We start from the raw sequence: 21,426 nt of genomic DNA, 5'->3' as shown, positions 1-21,426 counted from the left end.
AATAAAAACCTCTTCCGAAATATAGTTTGGTAAGAGGTAATAAAACGGTTACAATCATTTACGTTTATTTAATAGTCTAGGTGCTTGCACTAAGAAGAAAATCATTATATAATACAAGTATCAATTATATAAATAAACGTTTTCGGCGTTTTATTACCAGCCCCCCGACTATTACCAGTAGTTGGGGGTTTTTGATATGTTAAGTATATTATAGCATTTTAAATAGGGTTATAAAAGGAGAAAGTGTATGGTTATCAAAGGTGTGTCAACCCTTTACGAACCTTTGATAAAACTATAAACCCTAGATAAAGCGTTGATAAGATATATTTTGTCTGTGCCAAATAACTTTATATTTGGGGACTTATAGTCTTATAATGTATTGCAAAGGGTTGATAAACTATTTATAAAGGGTTGATTATGTGAAGAGTGTAAAAAAGTTGAGTGAAGAATTAGAGGTTAGTAAACAAACAATTTTTAATAATATTAAGCGACTAAATATAGAGACAGTAAAACAGGAAAACACCTCGTTCATTAAAGATGATACTGATGTAGAAAAAATCATTAAAAGGGTGAATGAAAATAAAAAGAAATATGGGTTCGAAATTAATACAGAGGATAGAAAAAAGAATGAATCAGATAAGATTAATGTTGAATCTAAAAGTGATACTCAGATAATAGAAATACTTAAAAATCAAATTGATACCTTAAATAGTCAGATGGAAAAACAAGAAAGCCGTTATGAAATAACAATAGAATTCTATAGAAAAGAATTACAAGAAAGATCAAAGTTACTTGAAAATCAACAAATATTAGCTTTAGAAAGTAATAAAAAAATTCAAAAATTGGAGAATCAATTGGAAGAAGAAAGGCAACTTAATTATTCTTTTAATCCATCTACGAATGATAGAGGAAATATCAATGCACAAGAAGCAAAATTCACTGAAGAAGTTAAAAATGTTAATCAACAATACGAAAATCAAACTGCAGAAGATGTTGGAGATAGAAATAAAGAGGTTCCCGAAGAGAGCAATGATAGCAACTTAGAAGAAAATGAGTTACTTAAAAACAATAATGCATCTGAAGAAACAAAGAACGACTATGATGATAAGGTAGAACAACCACCTAAAAAAGGGTTTTGGAGCCGTTTGTTTGGTAACTAATTACAATTAAAAAGGCGCAACAATTTCATGAACTTGTCGTGCCTTTTTAATGTGAATCAAACTTCTGATAATCATCGATTATGTTAATTGAAAAATGAATATATTCTTCAATATTTTTTCTAATTAGTATCTATTTCTAACACTTTATAAAGTGGATGGATTGAAATATCAACCAGAGTCATAGTAAGGTTCTGTTGCAAAGTTGAACTTATAATATAACAAATAAATAAAATAATAAAGATAGCGCTATCAAGGAACTCACTATTGCTTGTAAATATTTTTTAAATAGTAAATTAAATATAACTAAAATGGTTCTGTTGCAAAGTTGAATTTATAGTATAATTTTAACAAAAAGGAGTCTTCTGTATGAACTATTTCAGATATAAACAATTTAACAAGGATGTTATCACTGTAGCCGTTGGCTACTATCTAAGATATGCATTGAGTTATCGTGACATATCTGAAATATTAAGGGAACGTGGTGTAAACGTTCATCATTCAACGGTCTACCGTTGGGTTCAAGAATATGCCCCAATTTTATATCAAATTTGGAAGAAAAAGCATAAAAAAGCTTATTACAAATGGCGTATTGATGAGACGTACATCAAAATAAAAGGAAAATGGAGCTATTTATATCGTGCCATTGATGCAGAAGGACATACATTAGATATTTGGTTGCGTAAGCAACGAGATAATCATTCAGCATATGCGTTTATCAAACGTCTCATTAAACAATTTGGAAAACCTCAAAAGGTAGTTACAGATCAGGCACCTTCAACGAAGTTAGCAATGGCTAAAGTAATTAAAGCTTTTAAACTTAAACCTGACTGTCATTGTACATCGAAATATCTGAATAACCTCATTGAGCAAGATCACCGTCATATTAAAGTAAGAAAGACAAGATATCAAAGTATCAATACGGCAAAGAATACTTTAAAAGGTATTGAATGTATTTACGCTCTATATAAAAAGAACCGCAGGTCTCTTCAGATCTACGGATTTTCCCCATGCCACGAAATTAGCATCATGCTAGCAAGTTAAGCGAACACTGACATGATATATTAGTGGTTAGCTATATTTTTTACTTTGCAACAGAACCGTAATTTTTACAATTACTTAGATGATATGTACGACAAATATAATCCAAAACCAGCAGAAAACAAAATAGATGAATTTGATAAGAAAATCGACGAAATAAAAGATTACGTTGATAAAATAAATACATTTTAACATCTATTTTTTAACATTTTCACTCCAAAAAATCTCATCTAGTCTGATGGCAGTAGGTATAATATGAAGCGTCTTTCGAGTAGTAGCTGTAGTAGCTTTCGAGTTGCTACTCTTTTTCATACTTGTAATGTATTTACATACGTAAGTACATATTGATATAATGAATATAAGGAGATGATACCAATGGTTAAAACATCTGAACGCATTTTTAAAAGTGGAAACAGTAAAGCAATTAGTTTAAGCAAACAAACGATACAACTTACTGATTTTGAAGTCGGAGATAAGGTTGAAGTATCTAAAACCAACGGTGGTTTGTTTATCAAAAAGAAAGAACAATCAATTGAAGATGAAATCACAGCCTTCTTCAAAAACGGTGGCAAATACACTGAACCTGAAATTGACTTTGGCGAAAGTGTAGGTCGCGAAATATGAGTATCAAACAGTTTGATATCTACTATATCGACCTAAACCCCACAAGAGGTCGTGAAAAACAAAAAATCAGACCGTGCTTAATAGTAAACAACAATATGACTATTAAAGGGACAAATTTTGTTTGGGCATTACCAATTACAAATCGCAAAAAACGTTATCCATCAGATATTGAAGTAAAAACTAAAAAAGGATTAGTCACAGGCGTCATAGACACGCTACAGATACGTGCATTAGATTTAAACGAGCGTAACCATAACTATAAAGATGAATTACAAGACAACTTAAAAAACGTCGTCTTACAAGCAATACAGACGTATATAAAACCATCATCTTAATAAATAGGCGACCTTAAGTAGCCACACCAAAAAAATCCCCTCACTATTAGCGGTAGTGAGGGGATTGGTGTATACATTTTTTTGATATCTCGTTACATCTATTATAAATGTTTAGGTTCTGTTGCAAAGTTAAAATTATATGCGCATCTATACAAAACTATAAAAACAAATATTGTTTTAACAGTAAAGAGTTTTGTTAGTATTAATTATTTTCCGTTTTTCAGTATAAATATTATATGATTTTTAACTTTGCAACAGAACCGTGTGATGCCTATGGTGGTATCAATCAAATCTTTAGAAAGGAGACGCCTTTTGGTTGATATAAGTACCATGTTGCAATTTGGGATTTTTCTCATTGCACTCATTGGTCTTATCATCGAGCTTAGTGAACTACTCAACACTTAGCTAAACCTAAAGGTTTGACGCTTGAAGTGTGAGCTTCTCGGAAACAAAGCATACTTGATAACGTATTTCTTTGTTATCAGCGGTGTCTTTTTACTACCCGAGCTATCCCCGTAGTCCCTACGGTTCTTCTTTCTAGTTTTGACTTTGTAATCTCATACCTTCGGCCAATATATTCTGACTTGCGTTGATATCACGGTCATGATGAGACTGATTATATCATATATAAAAATAATAGGCATTCATCTACCACCTATAGAGGTCGTAGACTTCTGCCTTGTTACGTTAAAAAATTAATTTAGGCTACCGTCTTTTTAACGGGCTTACTAAGGCACGAGTGTTAGCAGCACTTGTGCCTTTTCTTTTACATTTTCATTGGTCTAGTAATCGAGCTTATTAGATTAAGCCAAAAAATAACCATCCCAACTTTTGACGAGTAGGAAGAATGGTTAAAAGCACTGAAAAGTCACCGTCTTTTTAACGGGCTTACTAAGGCACGAGTGTTATCAGCACTTGTGTCTTTTCTTTTACATCTTTAGTATATACTGTTTAATACTATTTGTAAATTATTTTAATAAATATTTATATCAAAAGACCACTCATAAAGAGTGGTCTAAATTATTATTTAGAAGTATTATCACTATCAGATGAAGAAGAGCCACCGTTGATTAATTTTTGAACTTCTTCGATTAATTTTTTTACAAAATTAACTACGTTTTCCATTATGTATTTCACCTCTTTGTTTTGTGTCATACAAAAGTATTATTACATCCTATTTAAAAATTTACAAATAAAAAGGTAACGTTTGAATAAGAAGTTAAACACAAAAAATAAAGATACAACTTTAATACATAGTAAAATGAAAGAATTATAAAATATCTTTCATTATTTTTATTTTTTGATTACACGATATACAGTTGACCTACTTACGCCAGTAGCTTCGGCTATTTGTTCACCGGTCATTTTTTGTTCATCATATAGGAACTTAATTTCTCTTTTTTTATGATCAGGCATGGGTGGACGTCCACCGACGCGCCCTCTCGCTCTTGCAGAAGCAAGCCCCTTTTTAGTACGTTCGCTTAAAAGATTGGCTTCGAGTTCAGCAAAAGCACTCATCATCGTAAAAAACATTTTTCCCATTGCATCCTTAGTATTGATATTCATATCAATAATCTGTAATTCGATGTTATTGTTTTCTAACCATTGAGCCAATTCTATTAACTGTTTTGTTGTTCGACCTAAACGATCAAGTTTATAAACAACTAATGTATCTCCTTCACGTAAATACTCTAGACATTTGTCTAACTCTGATCTTTTCGTTTTTCGACCACTCACTTTTTCTTTAAATATTTTTGAACAGCCAAAGTTTTTTAAAGTATCGATTTGGCTATCTAAACTTTGATCTTGTGTTGAAACACGAGCGTAACCAATTTTAGCCATTTGTACACCACGCTTTATTAAATTTTGTTATTTGTTTCACTATTACTGTATCATATCTCAATAAGTAAAGGTAAAATAATACTTTGTTAATAATACAAGATATGATACTTGTAAGTAAAAAAATAGAAATTGTTTTAAAATGCTTAATTTTTATGACTTTATGTAAGATAAGATCGATGAAACAAAGATCCATTATTACTTAGCTATACATCTGTTTCAAAAACGAAGATTATTAAGATACTATTTTTGGTTCTGTTGCAAAGTTGAATTTATAGTATAATTTTAACAAAAAGGAGTCTTCTGTATGAACTATTTCAGATATAAACAATTTAACAAGGATGTTATCACTGTAGCCGTTGGCTACTATCTAAGATATGCATTGAGTTATCGTGATATATCTGAAATATTAAGGGAACGTGGTGTAAACGTTCATCATTCAACGGTCTACCGTTGGGTTCAAGAATATGCCCCAATTTTGTATCAAATTTGGAAGAAAAAGCATAAAAAAGCTTATTACAAATGGCGTATTGATGAGACGTACATCAAAATAAAAGGAAAATGGAGCTATTTATATCGTGCCATTGATGCAGAGGGACATACATTAGATATTTGGTTGCGTAAGCAACGAGATAATCATTCAGCATATGCGTTTATCAAACGTCTCATTAAACAATTTGGTAAACCTCAAAAGGTAATTACAGATCAGGCACCTTCAACGAAGGTAGCAATGGCTAAAGTAATTAAAGCTTTTAAACTTAAACCTGACTGTCATTGTACATCGAAATATCTGAATAACCTCATTGAGCAAGATCACCGTCATATTAAAGTAAGAAAGACAAGATATCAAAGTATCAATACGGCAAAGAATACTTTAAAAGGTATTGAATGTATTTACGCTCTATATAAAAAGAACCGCAGGTCTCTTCAGATCTACGGATTTTCCCCATGCCACGAAATTAGCATCATGCTAGCAAGTTAAGCGAACACTGACATGATAAATTAGTGGTTAGCTATATTTTTTACTTTGCAACAGAACCAAAAAAAATAACCATCTAGCATATACTTTGGCGAGTAACTAGAGGTTATTTTAATCTTATTAGTAAAATACAAGCCACTGTCTTTTTAACAGGCTCACTAGGGCGACATGTATTAGCATGTTGCTCTTTTTCGTATTTCTAAATACGTTTATTATAACTATATATTATCACGATAGTAAATAATTTCCAAATGAGTAACATTAATTCACAATTTTTAAGAGTCTGTGACATAAAGTTCTTGGCTCTAGAAATTATGTCCCTTACTCTCTTATTTCATATTTTGCATGATGTCTATTCTCGCTTAAACATCCTATATAAGCCCTCTTTTACGAATAACGCAAACTGCTGATAGTTTTCACCCTTAGTATAGTCATTATTAACTATTATTGGGATATTTAAATTTAAAATTTGTGCGACGACCGTACGTATAAAAAACTCAGGTTTAACATTGCGCATGTCACCATTATCGATAAACCATTCAATTTTATCTTTTAATTTACTCGTTAATTTATGGGTGAAAATATTAACTAATATATTTTGAAAATCTTCATTAGTAATAGCTTCATTTAAGATGACTTTAAGAATACGTCTATTGTCATAAATAAATTTAGATCTATTTTCTACAAATAAATTTATAAATGCATCAAAATGGGTTACTTCGTTTAATTCATCTGTAAATTGTTTAACAGCTACAGGTGCGATATGATCTCTTAAAATTGGAATTAATCCTGCGTATAATAACATTCTTTTACTTTTAAACTGCTTAAATACCGTTCCTTCTGCGACATTTGCACGCTGCGCAATTTCTTTAGTACTCGTTTTATCAAATCCTTGTTCACTGAATAATGCAATAGCACTTTCTATGACACGTCTTTGTTTATCGCTTAAATATTCAAGTTGAGGCACAATGGTTTCAACTAATGACTTAATATCTTGGTTCATATTGACCTACTAAACTTTTCTATATCTTTTCATGCCTATAATATTTAAAATCAATAAGAAAATGAAAAATGCGAATAACACAATTAAATAAATGTAAATATCGTTGAATCCATAACCCTTGATCATAATATTTTGCATCGTTTGGCCGGTATAGAATAACGGCATGATATGTGAAAAGTATTGTAATCCTTTATTCATTGATTCAATTGGTATAATGCCTGCAAATAGTACTTGTGGCACTATGACTAATGGTATAAATTGAATCATTTGGAATTCTGAGGAAGCAAAGGTAGATAATAATATACCGAATGTCACAGCGACAAGCGCTGTTAATATTGCCGTTAATAGTACGAACCATATCGAACCTACTAAGTCTATATGCAGAATATAAATTGCATATAATACGACAACTATTGTTTGGATAACGCTAAAACTACCATAACCGAAAACATAACCAAAAATAATTTCACTTCTTTTTATTGGAGAGGCAAGTAAACGTTCTAATGTGCCAGAAGTACGCTCTTTTAATAAGCCAATGCCAGAAATTAAAAACGTAAAGAAAAAGACAAAAAATCCAATTAAAATAGGATTTATCATATCAAAATACGTAGAATCTGATGAACCATATAAATAGTGCGTTGTTAGTTTATATGGTTTAGCCATATCTTGATGAGGCGTGTCTCCCCCATCCCCGGGCATTTTTTGTTGTATTTTAGTTAACGCTTGATGCAATTTATTAGTATTATCTTTCATGGCATTCATGTTATGACTCATTAACCATTTTTGATTTGCACCTGTTAGTTCTCCTGCTTGTGTAGGATTATCGTTAGCATAAGTCACTGATACTTTTTGACCATCACTGTGCAAAAATCCTGTTAATTTGTCGTCTTTAATTTTATCACTTATATCATTGTCATTTTTATAATGTTTAACGTGAATATCTTTATCATGTAATTCAGTCATTAATGAATCTGGTACATCGTGAACCCCAACTGTTACGCCATTCGTATTATCGGCAACTGTAAAAATGTAATATAGTAGCGACAATAGTAATATAGGTGCAATAAGTAACAGTGCCAATGTTCTTACATCTCGAATCGTCTGTTTGAAAATACGTCCTGCTATGTGCAACGAATTCATTTTATCCCTCCATATTCAGAAATACGCCTTCAATCGTATCTGTGTGATATTGTTTTTTCACTTCATCTGGTGTACCCGTTGCCAATATCTTTCCTTGATTCATTAATACGAGCTTATCACAGCGTGTAGCTTCATCTAATACATGCGTTGTCACTATAATGCATTTATCTTCAGCCTTTGCTTTAGTTAAATCCTTCCAAATCGTCTGACGCAATTTAGGATCAATGCCAACTGTAGGTTCGTCTAATATAAGGATATTAGGATTTTGTAAAAAGCTAATAGCTAAAGATAAGCGTCGTTTCATTCCACCAGAATACATTTCAACTTTCTTATCTAAATCATTGTCTAATTGAACCATGGAACTGCATAGGTTCACACGTTTTTTAATATCTTCTTTATCACGCATATAAATTCTTGCGAAAAACGTTAAATTTTCACGTCCAGTTAAATCATTATATAAAGCATCATTTTGAGCCATATAACCAATATTTGATAATATCTTTCTATTCGGCATTGTATGTTCTTGAATAGTGACTTGCCCACCATCAATTTTCTCCATGCCTAAAATGCACTGTATTAATGTCGTTTTTCCAGTACCTGAAGGACCGATTAGACCCACAACCTCACCAGCATTAAATGATATAGATATATCATCTACCACTTGTTGTTTACCAAAGGATTTACTTACATTTTTTACCTCTATCATAAATTGTTCCTCCTCACACCGATAAAATGAGTGACCACTCACTTTATCTATATACTACTTTTTTTTATATTCGTTGTCAATAAAAAATGAAGAGAGGTAAAATTTTATTTTTATAAAAAGATTTTGTAGTCATGCACCAACAATAATGACTAGAATTAAAAGAATCTTGATACAAGAGCATTTTAATTCAGTCATCTACTGTCTATATAAAAATAGAGCCTAAGACAAAATTATGCCCCAGACTCTTAACTTATATATCTGTATAATCAATTATTTTAAATTCGTCTAAATCTTTATCATATTTTAAAACATATTTTGATTTAATAGTTGTTTTATCTAGTTTCTTTGAAGCTGTTACCGTAAATTTATTATCATTTTGTTCAACACTTAATATTTTTAAGTCTGTGTAATGATTTTTAGCTTTACCAGTCACAACTTTTTTCATATGCTTTTCAACTGAACTATCAGATTTGATAAATCTTTCAATATACTGGTAATCAGAATGTTTGTAAGCACCATTTAATTCATCAGTATAATCTTTAATAAACCCTTTTGCTTTTGATTTTTCTTTTTTAGCTTCTTCTTTATACTTACTAATATCATGTTGTTTAAAGGATAAATTAACTGTATTACCATTACTATCTATATTTTTAGTATCGGTTTCAAACGATTTATTTTCAACTTTACCCTTAGCTGCAACTTGAAGGTTCTGTTGCAAAGTTGAATTTATAGTATAATTTTAACAAAAAGGAGTCTTCTGTATGAACTATTTCAGATATAAACAATTTAACAAGGATGTTATCACTGTAGCCGTTGGCTACTATCTAAGATATGCATTGAGTTATCGTGATATATCTGAAATATTAAGGGAACGTGGTGTAAACGTTCATCATTCAACGGTCTACCGTTGGGTTCAAGAATATGCCCCAATTTTGTATCAAATTTGGAAGAAAAAGCATAAAAAAGCTTATTACAAATGGCGTATTGATGAGACGTACATCAAAATAAAAGGAAAATGGAGCTATTTATATCGTGCCATTGATGCAGAGGGACATACATTAGATATTTGGTTGCGTAAGCAACGAGATAATCATTCAGCATATGCGTTTATCAAACGTCTCATTAAACAATTTGGTAAACCTCAAAAGGTAATTACAGATCAGGCACCTTCAACGAAGGTAGCAATGGCTAAAGTAATTAAAGCTTTTAAACTTAAACCTGACTGTCATTGTACATCGAAATATCTGAATAACCTCATTGAGCAAGATCACCGTCATATTAAAGTAAGAAAGACAAGATATCAAAGTATCAATACGGCAAAGAATACTTTAAAAGGTATTGAATGTATTTACGCTCTATATAAAAAGAACCGCAGGTCTCTTCAGATCTACGGATTTTCCCCATGCCACGAAATTAGCATCATGCTAGCAAGTTAAGCGAACACTGACATGATAAATTAGTGGTTAGCTATATTTTTTACTTTGCAACAGAACCTGATCATCAATTATTGATATCTGTTATATTTATAATAATTACAATTCTATTTTTCTTAATTGCTCTAGTATTATATGTATTCAATATCATTAAAGGTGTTAAAATATTATTAAAAAAGTAAACTTCTTTAATTTGCAACAGAACCCTTTAAATACTCTTTTTAGAATCATTAATAATTATTTTATTACTATTTAACTTTGCATTCCTGCTCGCTATGGTGTTATAATCTAATTAACAAGAATATCTGCATTTTATGCACCAATCCCCTCACTATTCCCAGTAGTGAGGGGTTTTTGTTGGTGTGGCTATTGTCGCCTATTTACTTATTATTGTCGCGTTTTCGAAGCCAATACGAAAATAACGCAACGATACAACCACTTGCTGCTGTGGTCATGATGTGAACAAGAATATCTGTCATTTTTAGCACCTCCTCTCTACGTCAATTGACGCCTGAGAGAAAGGCGACTCCAATATTATATCATCTGTACCTTTTGAAGCATATACAATTCTAATAAGTAGATTTATCTTTCAATAAATTTTCAATGAGTTCATCATTAATTTTCATTAACGAGTTCTCCTTTTCATTCATAATGAGACCAAGCTGCTAATATTAATACTTCTTTATTTTCCTCATCAATTGTATAGACAACTCTATGTTGATGATTGATACGTCTTGAGTATCGTCCTAAATGTTTAGGGTGCAATTTTTCAAAGGATTGACTTTGTTGATATGGATCATATTTTAGTATTTCTACGATTTTTAAAAATTGTTCTTGTAAGTTAGAACGTTTTATCTTCTTTAAATCTGTCTTTGCTGAATTCTTTAGTCAAAAGATTAAGTAAAACACATTCAAAATTTTGAAAGCCATTTTATAGGAAGGAAGGGTTTACATATACGAACGTATGTTCTATTATATGGTTGAGGTGTTTGTATATGATTCCTAAACAATATAAGGATGAAACGGATTATCGTAAGATTCCTAGAGAGTATTTAGATTCTAATGTTCCTAAAGGCAGAGGGTTTGTTAAATGGCTAGCTTTTAAGACAATTCCTGAGCAATATCAACAAATAGAACAATATATGGAAGATCAAAATAAAGCAGAACGTCCTTCGCTTTTAGATGATCAACTCAATGTTTTAAATGAAAAAGTATATTGGAAAATGCATAGTGGAGAAAAAGCTATTATTACGTATTGGAAGCAAGGATATTTTTACGCTCACCAAGCCTACATTAAAAATGTAGATATACTTAAGCAATCGATGATTATAAGTAACGAAGGTGGCAATGAAACAATGGAAATACCGATGAAGGACATCCAAAATATTGAATAAGAAAAGCCACTCGTTCAGAGTGGCTTAAAATTTAACTATACTTAGGAAAAAACAGAACAAAAGAAAAGGATTAGGATTTACCTAAATTCACTATACCATATATCTAATAGTGTGAACTACTCAACACTTAGCTAAACCTATCGGTTTTAACGCTTGAAGTGTGAGCTTCTCGGAAACAAAGCATACTTGATAACGTATTTCTTTGTTATCAGCGGTGTCTTTTTACTACCCGAGCTATCCCCGTAGTCCCTACGGTTCTTCTTTCTAGTTTTGACTTTGTAATCTCATACCTTCGGCCAATATATTCTGACTTGCGTTGATATCACGGTCATGATGAGACTGATTATATCATATATAAAAATAATAGGCATTCATCTACCACCTATAGAGGTCGTAGACTTCTGCCTTGTTACGTTAAAAAAGATTGCAAAGCTCTACTTTTTGAACTTATCAATAACTTCGGATGCTTTATCTTTAGCGTTATCAACAACCTCTTTTGCTTTGCCAGACGCTTTATCTTTTTTACCATCTTGTTCTAAATCTTCATTATTCGTTGCATTACCAACTGTTTCTTTAATATTACCTTTAGCTTGTTCAAACTTATCTTCAGCCATCATTGTACCCCCCTTAAATGTTGAAATAATTTGTTTGGTAACGATAATATAGCATATAGTCATCACAAATTCATACTATACGCTTTTTGTATTATAGGTTAGTTTTGGCCACAGTATATACAAAGGAAAAAGCCTAATGAATTCCTCATTAGGCTTTTGTAGTGTAATTCAAACATGGAGCACACCTAAAACATAATACATATAATAAGATCAATCAAGAGAAAAAAGTTTGATTAATACTTTTGGCAAGTGGCTAATGTGCTTCATTAGCCACTTGTGCATTTTCTATAAGAAAATGCTAATGAAAATGAAGGGAAGTGAGGAATCACTTCCCTATTTATTTGGAATTTTATTATTTATTTTTTCGTGTTGCACGCTCACACGCATCATCAAAGATGATGCTATTAACAAGTCTATTCGATCTGACAAGGCGCAAAAATTTTTCTTTGAGGCATACGCCAGTCGAAAAATATTTTAGCTTGTCTCCTTGTCATCTCTCATGACGACTTGTTGTTGTGGCTTTGCAACACAGAAAAAAATAAATAAATAATAAAAAAGTAAAGGAGGTGATGTCCAACGAGATGTGGCGGTTGGTTGGGTATTGAAAGAGAAATTGAAGGAGGTGGTTTCTCGTGAAGAACTCCACGAAAAAGCTCCTAATAAGTATTATAAACTTATTAAGAGCTATCGTGACTTTAATTACAGAATTACTAAGATAATTCTGTAAGGAGGAGATTGGGCTCCTCCTTCAATTTAATTTTATTATATCATATAAAGGAGTATTTACAATGAAAGAAAAGATTATAACTCTATTAAAAGTGGTAAGTGTTTTATTAGCGTTATTCAATTTGTTATTAGAGTTTTCATTACTTAATGAACATGAAAATAATTAATATATTTTTGTAAAAGGTGTGTGGAGTATGACAAATACTAAGGAATTTATTAATGATTATTTGCTCATATGTAAAAATATAAGAAATTATAAATTGCGAGAATTTGAAGAGACATTGAATATATAAGAAGGATTATTTGATTCAAATCTGAAATGTCCTTTGGCTTACACAACAATTGGAGAAGAAGAAAATATTGAAGTTCAAGTCACTTTAGACCTTGAAAATATGAGAATAGTTAGAGAAGTAATATTCCGGTTTGATGAGCACAGACAATGTAAGAAATTACAAACTGATGTTTTTAAAAATACAAAAGAAGTCGTTGATTTCACTTCACATATTCACTTTGATGAATTAGTCAATGTAGATGAAGAATATTATGAAATTTTGATGGAAAAGGAAGAAGAAAAGTATCAAGATGATTTCTAAAATACGAAATCAAGGAAATAATCATAGATAGAAAGCGGGTGGCATTGATGGAAAGGCTCAAAGCGTATAAATTCAGAATATATCCAACGACGACGCAAGAAGTGTTTTTCGCCAAATCATTTGGTTGTGTTCGTAAAGTTTATAATTTGATGTTAGATGAACGCATCAAGGCGTATCAACAGTACAAATCAGACACGTCAAAACAAAATAAGTTACCGACACCTGCCAAGTACAAAAAAGACTATCCATTCTTAAAAGAGGTAGACAGTCTAGCTTTAGCTAATGCCCAGCAACATTTAGATAAGGCCTATCAAAACTTTTTCCGTGATAAATCCGTAGGATTTCCTAAATTCAAAAGTAAAAAACACCCGATTCAAAGTTATACAACGAATAATCAAAAAGGTTCTATCTCGTTGATTGGCAATCAATATATTAAACTACCTAAATTAAAGTCAGTCGTTAAGATTAAACTTCACAGAAAAATCAAAGGCGATATTAGGTCTGCCACGATTTCAAAACATGCGAGTGGTAAATATTATGTTGCCCTATTGTGTAAAGAAGATATTCAACCTATGTCAAAAACCAATCAGTCCATCGGTATTGATTTGGGTATTAGTGATTTTGCGATATGTTCAGACGGTCAAAAATATGATAATCATCAATTTACACATAGCATGTCACAAAAATTAGCGAGAGAACAACGTAAATTATCAAGACGTTTATTGTTAGCTAAACAACGAAATGTGAATTTATTAGACGCTAAAAATTATCAAAAACAAAAACAAAAAGTAGCTCGATTACATGAAAAGGTTAAAAATCAACGCACAGACTTTTTAAATAAGTTAAGTACAAGTATCATCAAAAATCACGATGTTATTTGTATTGAGGACTTAAATACAAAAGGAATGATGCGTAATCGTAAACTGGCTAAAAGCATTTCAGATGTATCATGGTCGCATTTTATTAGAAAGTTAGAATATAAAGCAGAATGGTATGGACGAAAAGTTATCAAAATAGACAGATGGTATCCATCAAGTCAAATCTGTTCTGAATGTGGTCACCAAGACGGCAAGAAACCACTCAATGTCCGTCAATGGACGTGTCCGAATTGTCATGTACATCATGACCGTGATATCAACGCAAGTCAGAATATATTGGCCGAAGGTATGAGATTACAAAGTCAAAACTAGAAAGAAGAACCGTAGGGACTACGGGGATAGCTCGGGTAGTAAAAAGACACCGCTGATAACAAAGAAATACGTTATCAAGTATGCTTTGTTTCCGAGAAGCTCACACTTCAAGCGTCAAACCTTTAGGTTTAGCTAAGTGTTGAGTAGTTCACTGAATCGTTGGTAGATAATCATAATCAATTAACTCACATGGAAAATAATGAAACAGCTGGATTATTCATCAATGTAGATGAAGAAATCATGAATGATTGTTTAACGATGGAACAGTTAATTCAATCATTAAAATGGGAACTTGACGAAAAAGATGTCACATCATTTTATGTTATTTCATCTTTTGCAGGTGATTATCATATTTAATTTTAAAGAGACTTTCTAAGTCTCTTTTTTATTTTAAATGTAAAAATAAGTTTCAAAAGTTCGATGAAAAAAATCACGAGAAGCGACATAAAAATATTGAAGAAATGAAAAATTTATCGTTGCTCCCCTCTTCTGAAATCTTAAAAACTGCGGTTGAACAGTCCGAAATCATAGTGTATAATAACACTATAGGTAATTCAAGAGCATAAGAGGAATCCTGCACAGAAATGTCTCCATTCGGTAGCCATTTCTGTGCAAAATATTGATTTGACAGTGTCAAATGGGATTCCTATTTATGCGATAAAAATTGTTATATGTCTCCCGAACGGCTACACAAAAGCTACCGAATAGCTACCCAAAATCAAAAATGTCTCCCAAATGGATACCTAAAATCAAAAATGGATACCAAATAGCTACATTATTAGGTAGCCATTTGGGAGCTAAAAGGGAGCCAAATGGTAGCCATTTTTAAAATAGCTTCTTACTTTTTGTCTGCCAAAATTCTATTTGCTTTTGTAATTGTTTTTCATTTTCTCTTAAAGTCGATTTCATTAATTCCGTTAAATTAATTGGAGATATTTCTTTAAAAATCTTTTTAAATTTATATTTAGTATTTCTATTTAATTTTCCCCATTCACTCTCATCAAACAGTAAAGCCATAACTGTATGACGTTCAGAAGTTTTATTAATCATCGTATAATCTGGTTTCAAAATATGTAAATCATTAAAACAATCTTTCCAATAATCAACCATATTTCTTTTAAGTTCAATTTCTACACGCCATAAATGCTTAGACATAACTTCAACATCTGCATTATCTTTACGCTCTTGCTTTTTATTATAAATTCTAATAAATCTATCACTATCTCTTACACCGAAATATTTTGTTTCAGGCATTCCATTAATTCCATAGAATACAGTCTTCTTCAAAGCTTTATCTGACATTACATAGTAGTCGCTTAAATCATCTTCAAAATCAAAGGCTAAGTCTAATCTTGTAAAACCGTCATCTTCCATATAGTCGATGATGTTTTGTTTTAACCAAATCATTTCTTCATGTGTAAGTTTATTTGGATTAAATTCAACACGCATATTACGTCTATCCCATGTATCTGCTTTTACTTTGTCGTATTCGATATAAACTTTTTCCTGCAGCGCTTTAGCTTTAAATTTCGTTTGTAGTATATCCCAAAGTCTAATTTGTGGTTCAGTACTCATGAATTCAGATAGCTTTTGAGCATTAATTTTATTAAGATTCCCAACGATTGTCATAGCATCAAAACTTAAATTCGGATAAGTTTGTACCGGAATTTGTGCACCTAACCGGCTATTAGAGTAGCCGGTAATAAACGATGAAATCAAAGAAAAGTAACATAATTAACTATTATAGGTAGTACTTTTGTATAGGTGATTCATTTACCACAACTTTTATAGATCCTTATATATAATTCTCATAACATTGAGAGAGATACTGTTGAATGATAATATGAAGTTTAAAATTAAATGAATTTAAATATGGGAAGGATTATTATGAATAGTTATCAAGTATACATATATCTTGTATTAGGAATAGTTCTATTAACTATAGTTACAAGTATGATATCTTCTTTTTTAAACAAAAAACATTTGATTTCTAAAATAGATAATTTATGGAAAGAGAAGAAAGCATTAGAAGAATTTATACGTCCTAATTCGCGATTTAATTATCAATTTAAACTTCGACGAAATAACAATTTTAACTTTCTAGTAGATGATAAAACGTGGTCTGATTTAAACTTTGACGCTCTATTTCACCAAAGTAACTTTAATTTTACGGCTATTGGTGAAATGAGGTGGTATGCTACATTGAGAAATATGTTTCACATTGAACATCATAATCTTTTAAATCTCTTTACGAATAATGAACGATTTAGAAAAGAAGTTTCCTATCACCTTGCTTTAATAGGAAAAGTAGTTTATCCCATTTTTCCTGATCAAATCAAACCTGCTAATAAAAATACGTTATTTATGTTATGTCCATTTTTACCGTTATTGAGTATCATTATTATTCTTATTAATCCAGCTATAGGCGTCTTTACATTGTTTTTCTCTGTATTACTTAATTTTATTTTATCTGCAGTTTTAAAAAGAAATTATAATCAAGATTTAAAATCGCTTTTTTATACTGCTAAAGTGCTTAAGCAAAGTTATCTACTGAATCGTTTGGAAAATACTCCAAAAACAAATGTAAACTTTAGACATTTTAATATAGTTCGATTATTGAGTGGCTTTCTTGGAAAAGCAGATGAACAAAATATAGGTGGCGCCTTTATCATGTTCTTTAAAAAAGTGTTTATGTTAGATTACTTTTTCTTTCATAAAATTCAATCTACATACTCCAAATATCAAGAAGAATTACTGACTTGTTACGACTATATAAGTACTCTAGATAATCACTATTCATTAGCAATGTATAGACAGACATTAGATAATTATTGTGAACCAACTATTACTGTAGAAAAGAAAGAAATAGACTTTGAAAATTTAGTACATCCTTTACTCGAAAATGCAGTATCAAATAGCTTAAAAGTAAATAATAATATATTATTAACTGGATCAAATGCATCTGGTAAATCAACTTTTATGAAAGCAGTAGCAAGTAATCTTATTCTCGCTCAAACATTAAACACTGTTACAGCAGACTCCTTTATTTATCATCCTGGAGAAGTTTATACATCCATGGCTAATAAAGATGACGTTTTATCAGGAGATAGTTATTTTATGGCAGAACTAAAATCTATTCATCGATTGTTAAATACGAAGAGTAAAAACGCAATATATTGTTTTATTGATGAAATTTTCAAAGGTACAAATACCGTTGAGCGTATTGCTGCTTCTGAGTCCGTACTAAGTTATCTAAATACTTATGAAAATTATAAAGTGATAGCAGCTACTCATGATATTGAATTAGCAAAATATTTAGAAGGTAATTATAAAAATTATCACTTCAATGAATCCATAGAAGAAAATCATATTTACTTTGATTATAAGATTAAAGAAGGTAAAGCTGATACCCGTAACGCTATTGAATTGTTACGGATTTCTCAATTTCCTTTAAATATATATCAAAGAGCCCTATATAATACTAAAAGATTTAGTTAATATTTATTTTGATAAATAATTTTTTGAAAGTTTACAAACTGAAATGTTTTTACAAATAAGATGGCACGTCTATAATCGATAAAAACCTGACTAAGAATTTGGAGTGATTTAATGGAAAATTCTATATAAAAACAGATGTCTATGCTGTATATATATTTCCAATGCTATTAGTTGAATTTGGTATTGCATCTTTAATATCTAACTCAAGGCGATAATAATTTAAACTGTATATAAAAATGAGAAAAAAGCAGTTATACAGCTTTTCCCTCATTTTTAATTTACATAATTAGTTAATTATAGGTAGTGGAATTGTATAGGTTATGCATTTTGAACATCTAAATCAATCAATTCTGTACCTATATCAAAAAAGTTTTGGCTGTGTGTAGCCATAATGATTGTGACACCTTGTCTATTCAAGACAAGAAGAAACTCGTTCCACTCGTTTCAAAAAACATAAAAAGACGCTCAGTTTGAGCGCTTTTTTATTACTTAAATTTATCTGCCTTTTATAAAAACAATAAAAGTAGTGTTGAAAATATGAAAAATAAAGCGAAAAAACCAATTTATGCTAACAAAATACACAGAAAGAAACGTATTAATAAAAATTTAGAAAAACTTTAATAATAAAATAAATCATTAAAATAATACCGGGGAAAAATACAGCAGATGACCATAATACTCTTTTTTTGTCAGAATCTTTATCATCTTTATTAAAAATTAGTAAATAATAAATATAAGCAAAAAAGACAGTTGAAACCATCATTACAATCAGCGCAATATAATCGAATCCCAGGTAACCATAAGTTAGCAAAATAAAAATTAAAAATACTCCAAGTAAAAGTAATAATTGAAATAAAAGTAAAGAAAACAAATTTTTACCTCTCTTTCATCTTTTTAGAATATATGTTACTTATAAATTAACTTTTAAAAAACTAATTTGGAGGAATAAAATTGAAAAAACTATTTTTTAGCGCAGCATAAAGCACATTATTAGCTACATCAATATTGACTCCCCTAGCATCAGCAAGTGAATCACAAGAACCTACTAATCAAAATCACAATTCACAAATTATAAATAAAACAAATAAACTACCTGAAAATCCACCTAAAAACTTCAATGAAGATCGATATGTAGATGATGTCCTATCTTCACAAAATATTAACCCTACAGAAGCTAGACAACATGCCTTAGCAGAAAAGCAAAATAGAGGAAAAGTAGGCATGACAGTAAAAACTGCTATGAAAAGTATAAAAAAATATAAAACACAAATACAAAATACGATTAATAGCGCAATAGATAAACTACCACTATCTCAACAAGTAAAAGCCCACTGGAAAAAAGTTATTACAGTTGATGCTTTACTAGAAGCATTAGGACATTACACTAACTTCGGAGACAATGTTGAAGGTGCTATAACAAATGCTTTAACTGACTTAGGTGTTCCTGGTTGGATTGCTACTGGATTAGCTAAAACAATTACATTCGCTATACCAGTATTATAGCTATATGCAATGACTTATTGACGTTGAGACTTCGAACCTTTAACAATCCCTAAACATATCGCATCGTTAAATACTTTTGAATGCACTGTAATTAAATAAGTGTTAAAGTAAAACTATAGCATTATCCCAATTATGTATGAATTCTTTAAACACAAAGTAACTATCATTCCAATCAATAGCCACTCAACAATTGAGTGGCTATTTTTAATGCTTTATTGACGTTGAGAAGAACCCTTAACTAAACTTTTCGGCATAAATGCGTGTTCTATTATTTCTTTTTCAAATCATACTTTTTGGCGTTTTCTTTAGTTTCATCGCTAATGTTAAACAATAAAAAATAAACTGCAACCCCAATTGGAATACCTAATAATGGCGTTGTAAATATGTTTGCTATAACAATTGAGAAAATTAACCAAATTAAATCACTACATCCCCATTTTTTATTTAAAAACTTATCCAATATTTGTTTAATCGACATAAAATAAGCCCTCCTTTTCCCAAACTTTATCTTACACCTTATTTTAAATACCCTTATTTGGGATTTTAAGGGGGTATTTTAAAGAATTGTCTTTAGTTATATAGTATTTCGCTTAAAAAAATCATATTGGCTCTTAAAACACAAATAAGAGTCAAATAAAATTTGAGCAAAATCAGTGTCGAATTTTTTAGACACTGCCTATCTACATGGAAATTAAAAATATGCATAAAATCATTCATTAAAAATATTATATTTATGCATATTTTGGCGACGCATGTTCAACGCATGTAATTCTTCTAGTTCTGATTTAATCGATTGCATTAAATAACCTTGCATAGCTTCAACTGTTTCATTCTTTTGTAGCAACATCGCCTTAAAACGTTTTAAAACATTAATAATTTCAAATTCAACATCTTCTAAACGGTAATATGTATTATTTTTATTATTAAAAGACTTTTTCCCTTTAAGTAAAACACTCTTAATAATACGAATCTCTCTGATTTCAAAATTGCTTAAATAATCTTTGATTTGGTTTGGTAATTCTTCAAGTACTTGGAATTTTAAAGCATCATTATTAAATTTATTTTTTTGATAATTTGAATGATTCGAATGATTAGTAGTTGTAGAAATATTGTTATTTATATCATTCAAATCATTCAAATCATTATCATCAGTATCATTAAATTCAGTATCATTAAATTCAGTATCATTAAATTTTGATTTTCGAAATTCTTGTTTTTTGACTTTCAAAACTCTGGAATTTTGATTTTCATTATTCTGGAATTTTGATTTTCGAAATTCCTTACTATTATTAGTTTTAGAAGGTTTTTTAGGCTCTAGGATATATATTTTATTTGGTTTGTTTAAACCCAGTCTTTCTTGTTCTAAAAGGTTAAAATTTTCTAATTCTTTTTTGATTTTAGTTACTTTTTGAGTTCCGCAATTTAAAAATTCACATAAATCTTTAGTAGTAAATATTAAATATACATTACCATTGTCATCAATCCAATTATTCATTTTAGATAATTCGAATCGATCTCTAAACATACAGTAAGCAATTTTTGCAGAGTCACTAAGCTTTCTAAAATAATCATCTTCAAATAAAAATTTATATAGTTTATAAAATCTTTCTTGTTCAAATTCTTGTATTGTAATTCTTTTAAAGTTTGACAT

Annotated in this window: 23 protein-coding genes and 2 pseudogenes; 13 read left to right on the top strand and 12 right to left on the bottom strand. The window is 30.4% G+C overall.

Annotated features, from left to right (window positions below; genetic code table 11):
- Positions 1-419: 419 nt before the first annotated feature.
- The 5 genes from V6C74_RS00125 (at position 420) to pepG1 (ending at position 3,562) form a co-directional block, all read left to right on the top strand.
- On the top strand, positions 420-1,160 hold the full coding sequence (locus V6C74_RS00125; RefSeq protein ID WP_172601872.1) for a DUF536 domain-containing protein: 741 nt from the start codon (positions 420-422) through the stop codon (positions 1,158-1,160).
- A 366-nt stretch (positions 1,161-1,526) separates the two neighbouring features.
- Entirely contained in the window at positions 1,527-2,201 is a 675-nt protein-coding gene (locus tag V6C74_RS00120) for an IS6-like element IS257 family transposase (protein WP_143978094.1), read from the top strand.
- Positions 2,202-2,573: 372 nt separating this feature from the next.
- A complete protein-coding gene (locus V6C74_RS00115; protein WP_103175440.1) occupies positions 2,574-2,822 on the top strand; it encodes an AbrB family transcriptional regulator in 249 nt (82 codons plus the stop codon).
- Entirely contained in the window at positions 2,819-3,157 is a 339-nt protein-coding gene (locus V6C74_RS00110; RefSeq protein WP_103175439.1) for a type II toxin-antitoxin system PemK/MazF family toxin, read from the top strand. The genes V6C74_RS00115 and V6C74_RS00110 overlap by 4 nt, the downstream gene beginning before the upstream one ends.
- 273 nt (positions 3,158-3,430) lie before the next feature.
- Positions 3,431-3,562 (top strand): type I toxin-antitoxin system toxin PepG1, encoded by a 132-nt coding sequence (gene pepG1, locus V6C74_RS00105; protein ID WP_219727472.1) that lies wholly within the window; start codon positions 3,431-3,433, stop codon positions 3,560-3,562.
- A gap of 888 nt (positions 3,563-4,450) precedes the next feature.
- Here the strand turns inward: pepG1 and V6C74_RS00100 are convergent.
- Positions 4,451-4,999, bottom strand: coding sequence for a recombinase family protein (locus tag V6C74_RS00100; RefSeq protein ID WP_064657848.1), 549 nt, complete (start codon positions 4,997-4,999; stop codon positions 4,451-4,453).
- Between the two features lie 304 nt (positions 5,000-5,303).
- Between V6C74_RS00100 and V6C74_RS00095 the strand changes: the two genes are divergently transcribed.
- Positions 5,304-5,978 (top strand): IS6-like element IS257 family transposase, encoded by a 675-nt coding sequence (locus V6C74_RS00095; protein WP_001105987.1) that lies wholly within the window; start codon positions 5,304-5,306, stop codon positions 5,976-5,978.
- Between the two features lie 349 nt (positions 5,979-6,327).
- Here the strand turns inward: V6C74_RS00095 and V6C74_RS00090 are convergent, their stop codons facing one another.
- The 4 genes from V6C74_RS00090 to V6C74_RS00075 form a co-directional block, all read right to left on the bottom strand.
- Positions 6,328-6,978, bottom strand: a complete 651-nt coding sequence (locus V6C74_RS00090) for a TetR/AcrR family transcriptional regulator (protein ID WP_001070743.1) — start codon at positions 6,976-6,978, stop codon at positions 6,328-6,330.
- Between the two features lie 9 nt (positions 6,979-6,987).
- Entirely contained in the window at positions 6,988-8,118 is a 1,131-nt protein-coding gene (locus tag V6C74_RS00085) for an ABC transporter permease (protein WP_001086633.1), read from the bottom strand.
- A 1-nt stretch (position 8,119) separates the two neighbouring features.
- Positions 8,120-8,824 (bottom strand): ABC transporter ATP-binding protein, encoded by a 705-nt coding sequence (locus V6C74_RS00080; RefSeq protein WP_000573642.1) that lies wholly within the window; start codon positions 8,822-8,824, stop codon positions 8,120-8,122.
- A 250-nt stretch (positions 8,825-9,074) separates the two neighbouring features.
- Complete coding sequence (locus tag V6C74_RS00075; protein ID WP_142382066.1) at positions 9,075-9,542, bottom strand: hypothetical protein; 468 nt, start codon at positions 9,540-9,542, stop codon at positions 9,075-9,077.
- Positions 9,543-9,585: 43 nt separating this feature from the next.
- Here V6C74_RS00075 and V6C74_RS00070 point away from each other — a divergent pair, with 43 nt between their 5' ends.
- Positions 9,586-10,260 carry an IS6-like element IS257 family transposase gene (locus tag V6C74_RS00070; RefSeq protein WP_001105987.1) on the top strand — a complete coding sequence of 225 codons (675 nt, stop codon included), beginning with the start codon at positions 9,586-9,588 and terminating at the stop codon, positions 10,258-10,260.
- 377 nt (positions 10,261-10,637) lie between these two features.
- Here the strand turns inward: V6C74_RS00070 and V6C74_RS00065 are convergent, their stop codons facing one another.
- The gene (locus tag V6C74_RS00065) at positions 10,638-10,736 is read right to left on the bottom strand and encodes a type I toxin-antitoxin system Fst family toxin (protein WP_129795298.1); all 99 of its coding nucleotides are present in this window, start codon (positions 10,734-10,736) and stop codon (positions 10,638-10,640) included.
- 163 nt (positions 10,737-10,899) lie between these two features.
- A pseudogene (locus V6C74_RS00060) lies at positions 10,900-11,145 on the bottom strand (Txe/YoeB family addiction module toxin); the annotation flags it as partial.
- Between the two features lie 107 nt (positions 11,146-11,252).
- On the opposite strand from V6C74_RS00060, the gene V6C74_RS00055 reads away from it, so the two are divergent.
- The gene (locus tag V6C74_RS00055; RefSeq protein WP_129795299.1) at positions 11,253-11,651 is read left to right on the top strand and encodes a YolD-like family protein; all 399 of its coding nucleotides are present in this window, start codon (positions 11,253-11,255) and stop codon (positions 11,649-11,651) included.
- 434 nt (positions 11,652-12,085) lie between these two features.
- Here the strand turns inward: V6C74_RS00055 and V6C74_RS00050 are convergent, their stop codons facing one another.
- Positions 12,086-12,265, bottom strand: coding sequence for a CsbD family protein (locus V6C74_RS00050; RefSeq protein WP_070597576.1), 180 nt, complete (start codon positions 12,263-12,265; stop codon positions 12,086-12,088).
- A gap of 1,052 nt (positions 12,266-13,317) precedes the next feature.
- Here V6C74_RS00050 and V6C74_RS00045 point away from each other — a divergent pair.
- The 3 genes from V6C74_RS00045 to V6C74_RS00035 all read left to right on the top strand — a co-directional run bounded on the left by V6C74_RS00045 (position 13,318) and on the right by V6C74_RS00035 (position 15,131).
- Positions 13,318-13,584 carry a hypothetical protein gene (locus V6C74_RS00045; RefSeq protein WP_229717022.1) on the top strand — a complete coding sequence of 89 codons (267 nt, stop codon included), beginning with the start codon at positions 13,318-13,320 and terminating at the stop codon, positions 13,582-13,584.
- Between the two features lie 47 nt (positions 13,585-13,631).
- Positions 13,632-14,774, top strand: coding sequence for an IS200/IS605 family element RNA-guided endonuclease TnpB (gene tnpB / locus V6C74_RS00040; protein WP_070664114.1), 1,143 nt, complete (start codon positions 13,632-13,634; stop codon positions 14,772-14,774).
- A 159-nt stretch (positions 14,775-14,933) separates the two neighbouring features.
- Positions 14,934-15,131 carry a hypothetical protein gene (locus tag V6C74_RS00035; RefSeq protein ID WP_103175444.1) on the top strand — a complete coding sequence of 66 codons (198 nt, stop codon included), beginning with the start codon at positions 14,934-14,936 and terminating at the stop codon, positions 15,129-15,131.
- 468 nt (positions 15,132-15,599) lie between these two features.
- Here V6C74_RS00035 and V6C74_RS00030 read toward each other — a convergent pair whose 3' ends face one another.
- On the bottom strand, positions 15,600-16,493 hold the full coding sequence (locus V6C74_RS00030; protein ID WP_103175445.1) for a replication initiation factor domain-containing protein: 894 nt from the start codon (positions 16,491-16,493) through the stop codon (positions 15,600-15,602).
- Between the two features lie 168 nt (positions 16,494-16,661).
- On the opposite strand from V6C74_RS00030, the gene V6C74_RS00025 reads away from it, so the two are divergent.
- Positions 16,662-18,272 carry a DNA mismatch repair protein MutS gene (locus tag V6C74_RS00025; protein WP_064262748.1) on the top strand — a complete coding sequence of 537 codons (1,611 nt, stop codon included), beginning with the start codon at positions 16,662-16,664 and terminating at the stop codon, positions 18,270-18,272.
- Positions 18,273-18,590: 318 nt separating this feature from the next.
- On the opposite strand, the pseudogene V6C74_RS00020 reads toward V6C74_RS00025, so the two are convergent.
- A pseudogene (locus tag V6C74_RS00020) lies at positions 18,591-18,689 on the bottom strand (ABC transporter ATP-binding protein); the annotation flags it as partial.
- 588 nt (positions 18,690-19,277) lie between these two features.
- Between V6C74_RS00020 and V6C74_RS00015 the strand changes: the two are divergent.
- The gene (locus V6C74_RS00015) at positions 19,278-19,775 is read left to right on the top strand and encodes a hypothetical protein (RefSeq protein WP_103175447.1); all 498 of its coding nucleotides are present in this window, start codon (positions 19,278-19,280) and stop codon (positions 19,773-19,775) included.
- 268 nt (positions 19,776-20,043) lie between these two features.
- Here the strand turns inward: V6C74_RS00015 and V6C74_RS00010 are convergent, their stop codons facing one another.
- Together V6C74_RS00010 and V6C74_RS00005 are read right to left on the bottom strand one after the other, a co-directional pair.
- The gene (locus tag V6C74_RS00010) at positions 20,044-20,253 is read right to left on the bottom strand and encodes a hypothetical protein (RefSeq protein WP_064262742.1); all 210 of its coding nucleotides are present in this window, start codon (positions 20,251-20,253) and stop codon (positions 20,044-20,046) included.
- 231 nt (positions 20,254-20,484) lie between these two features.
- The gene (locus V6C74_RS00005) at positions 20,485-21,426 is read right to left on the bottom strand and encodes a replication initiator protein A (protein ID WP_103175448.1); all 942 of its coding nucleotides are present in this window, start codon (positions 21,424-21,426) and stop codon (positions 20,485-20,487) included.

This window comes from Staphylococcus capitis subsp. capitis, from assembly GCF_040739495.1.
Classification (GTDB): domain Bacteria; phylum Bacillota; class Bacilli; order Staphylococcales; family Staphylococcaceae; genus Staphylococcus; species Staphylococcus capitis.
Note: the sequence above shows the minus strand (reverse complement) of the source record. Positions and strands in the feature narration are given on the sequence as shown.

Bases quoted from the DNA above. Each gene is read 5' to 3' on its own strand.
- V6C74_RS00055 (WP_129795299.1), top strand. From the start codon at position 11,253: ATGATTCCTAAACAATATAAGGATGAAACGGATTATCGTAAGATTCCT.
- V6C74_RS00120 (WP_143978094.1), top strand. From the start codon at position 1,527: ATGAACTATTTCAGATATAAACAATTTAACAAGGATGTTATCACTGTA.
- V6C74_RS00080 (WP_000573642.1), bottom strand. From the start codon at position 8,824: ATGATAGAGGTAAAAAATGTAAGTAAATCCTTTGGTAAACAACAAGTG.
- V6C74_RS00115 (WP_103175440.1), top strand. From the start codon at position 2,574: ATGGTTAAAACATCTGAACGCATTTTTAAAAGTGGAAACAGTAAAGCA.
- V6C74_RS00070 (WP_001105987.1), top strand. From the start codon at position 9,586: ATGAACTATTTCAGATATAAACAATTTAACAAGGATGTTATCACTGTA.
- pepG1 (WP_219727472.1), top strand. From the start codon at position 3,431: ATGGTGGTATCAATCAAATCTTTAGAAAGGAGACGCCTTTTGGTTGAT.
- V6C74_RS00005 (WP_103175448.1), bottom strand. From the start codon at position 21,426: ATGTCAAACTTTAAAAGAATTACAATACAAGAATTTGAACAAGAAAGA.
- tnpB (WP_070664114.1), top strand. From the start codon at position 13,632: ATGGAAAGGCTCAAAGCGTATAAATTCAGAATATATCCAACGACGACG.
- V6C74_RS00090 (WP_001070743.1), bottom strand. From the start codon at position 6,978: ATGAACCAAGATATTAAGTCATTAGTTGAAACCATTGTGCCTCAACTT.
- V6C74_RS00100 (WP_064657848.1), bottom strand. From the start codon at position 4,999: ATGGCTAAAATTGGTTACGCTCGTGTTTCAACACAAGATCAAAGTTTA.
- V6C74_RS00085 (WP_001086633.1), bottom strand. From the start codon at position 8,118: ATGAATTCGTTGCACATAGCAGGACGTATTTTCAAACAGACGATTCGA.
- V6C74_RS00095 (WP_001105987.1), top strand. From the start codon at position 5,304: ATGAACTATTTCAGATATAAACAATTTAACAAGGATGTTATCACTGTA.
- V6C74_RS00025 (WP_064262748.1), top strand. From the start codon at position 16,662: ATGAATAGTTATCAAGTATACATATATCTTGTATTAGGAATAGTTCTA.
- V6C74_RS00010 (WP_064262742.1), bottom strand. From the start codon at position 20,253: ATGTCGATTAAACAAATATTGGATAAGTTTTTAAATAAAAAATGGGGA.
- V6C74_RS00065 (WP_129795298.1), bottom strand. From the start codon at position 10,736: ATGACAGATATTCTTGTTCACATCATGACCACAGCAGCAAGTGGTTGT.
- V6C74_RS00050 (WP_070597576.1), bottom strand. From the start codon at position 12,265: ATGGCTGAAGATAAGTTTGAACAAGCTAAAGGTAATATTAAAGAAACA.
- V6C74_RS00110 (WP_103175439.1), top strand. From the start codon at position 2,819: ATGAGTATCAAACAGTTTGATATCTACTATATCGACCTAAACCCCACA.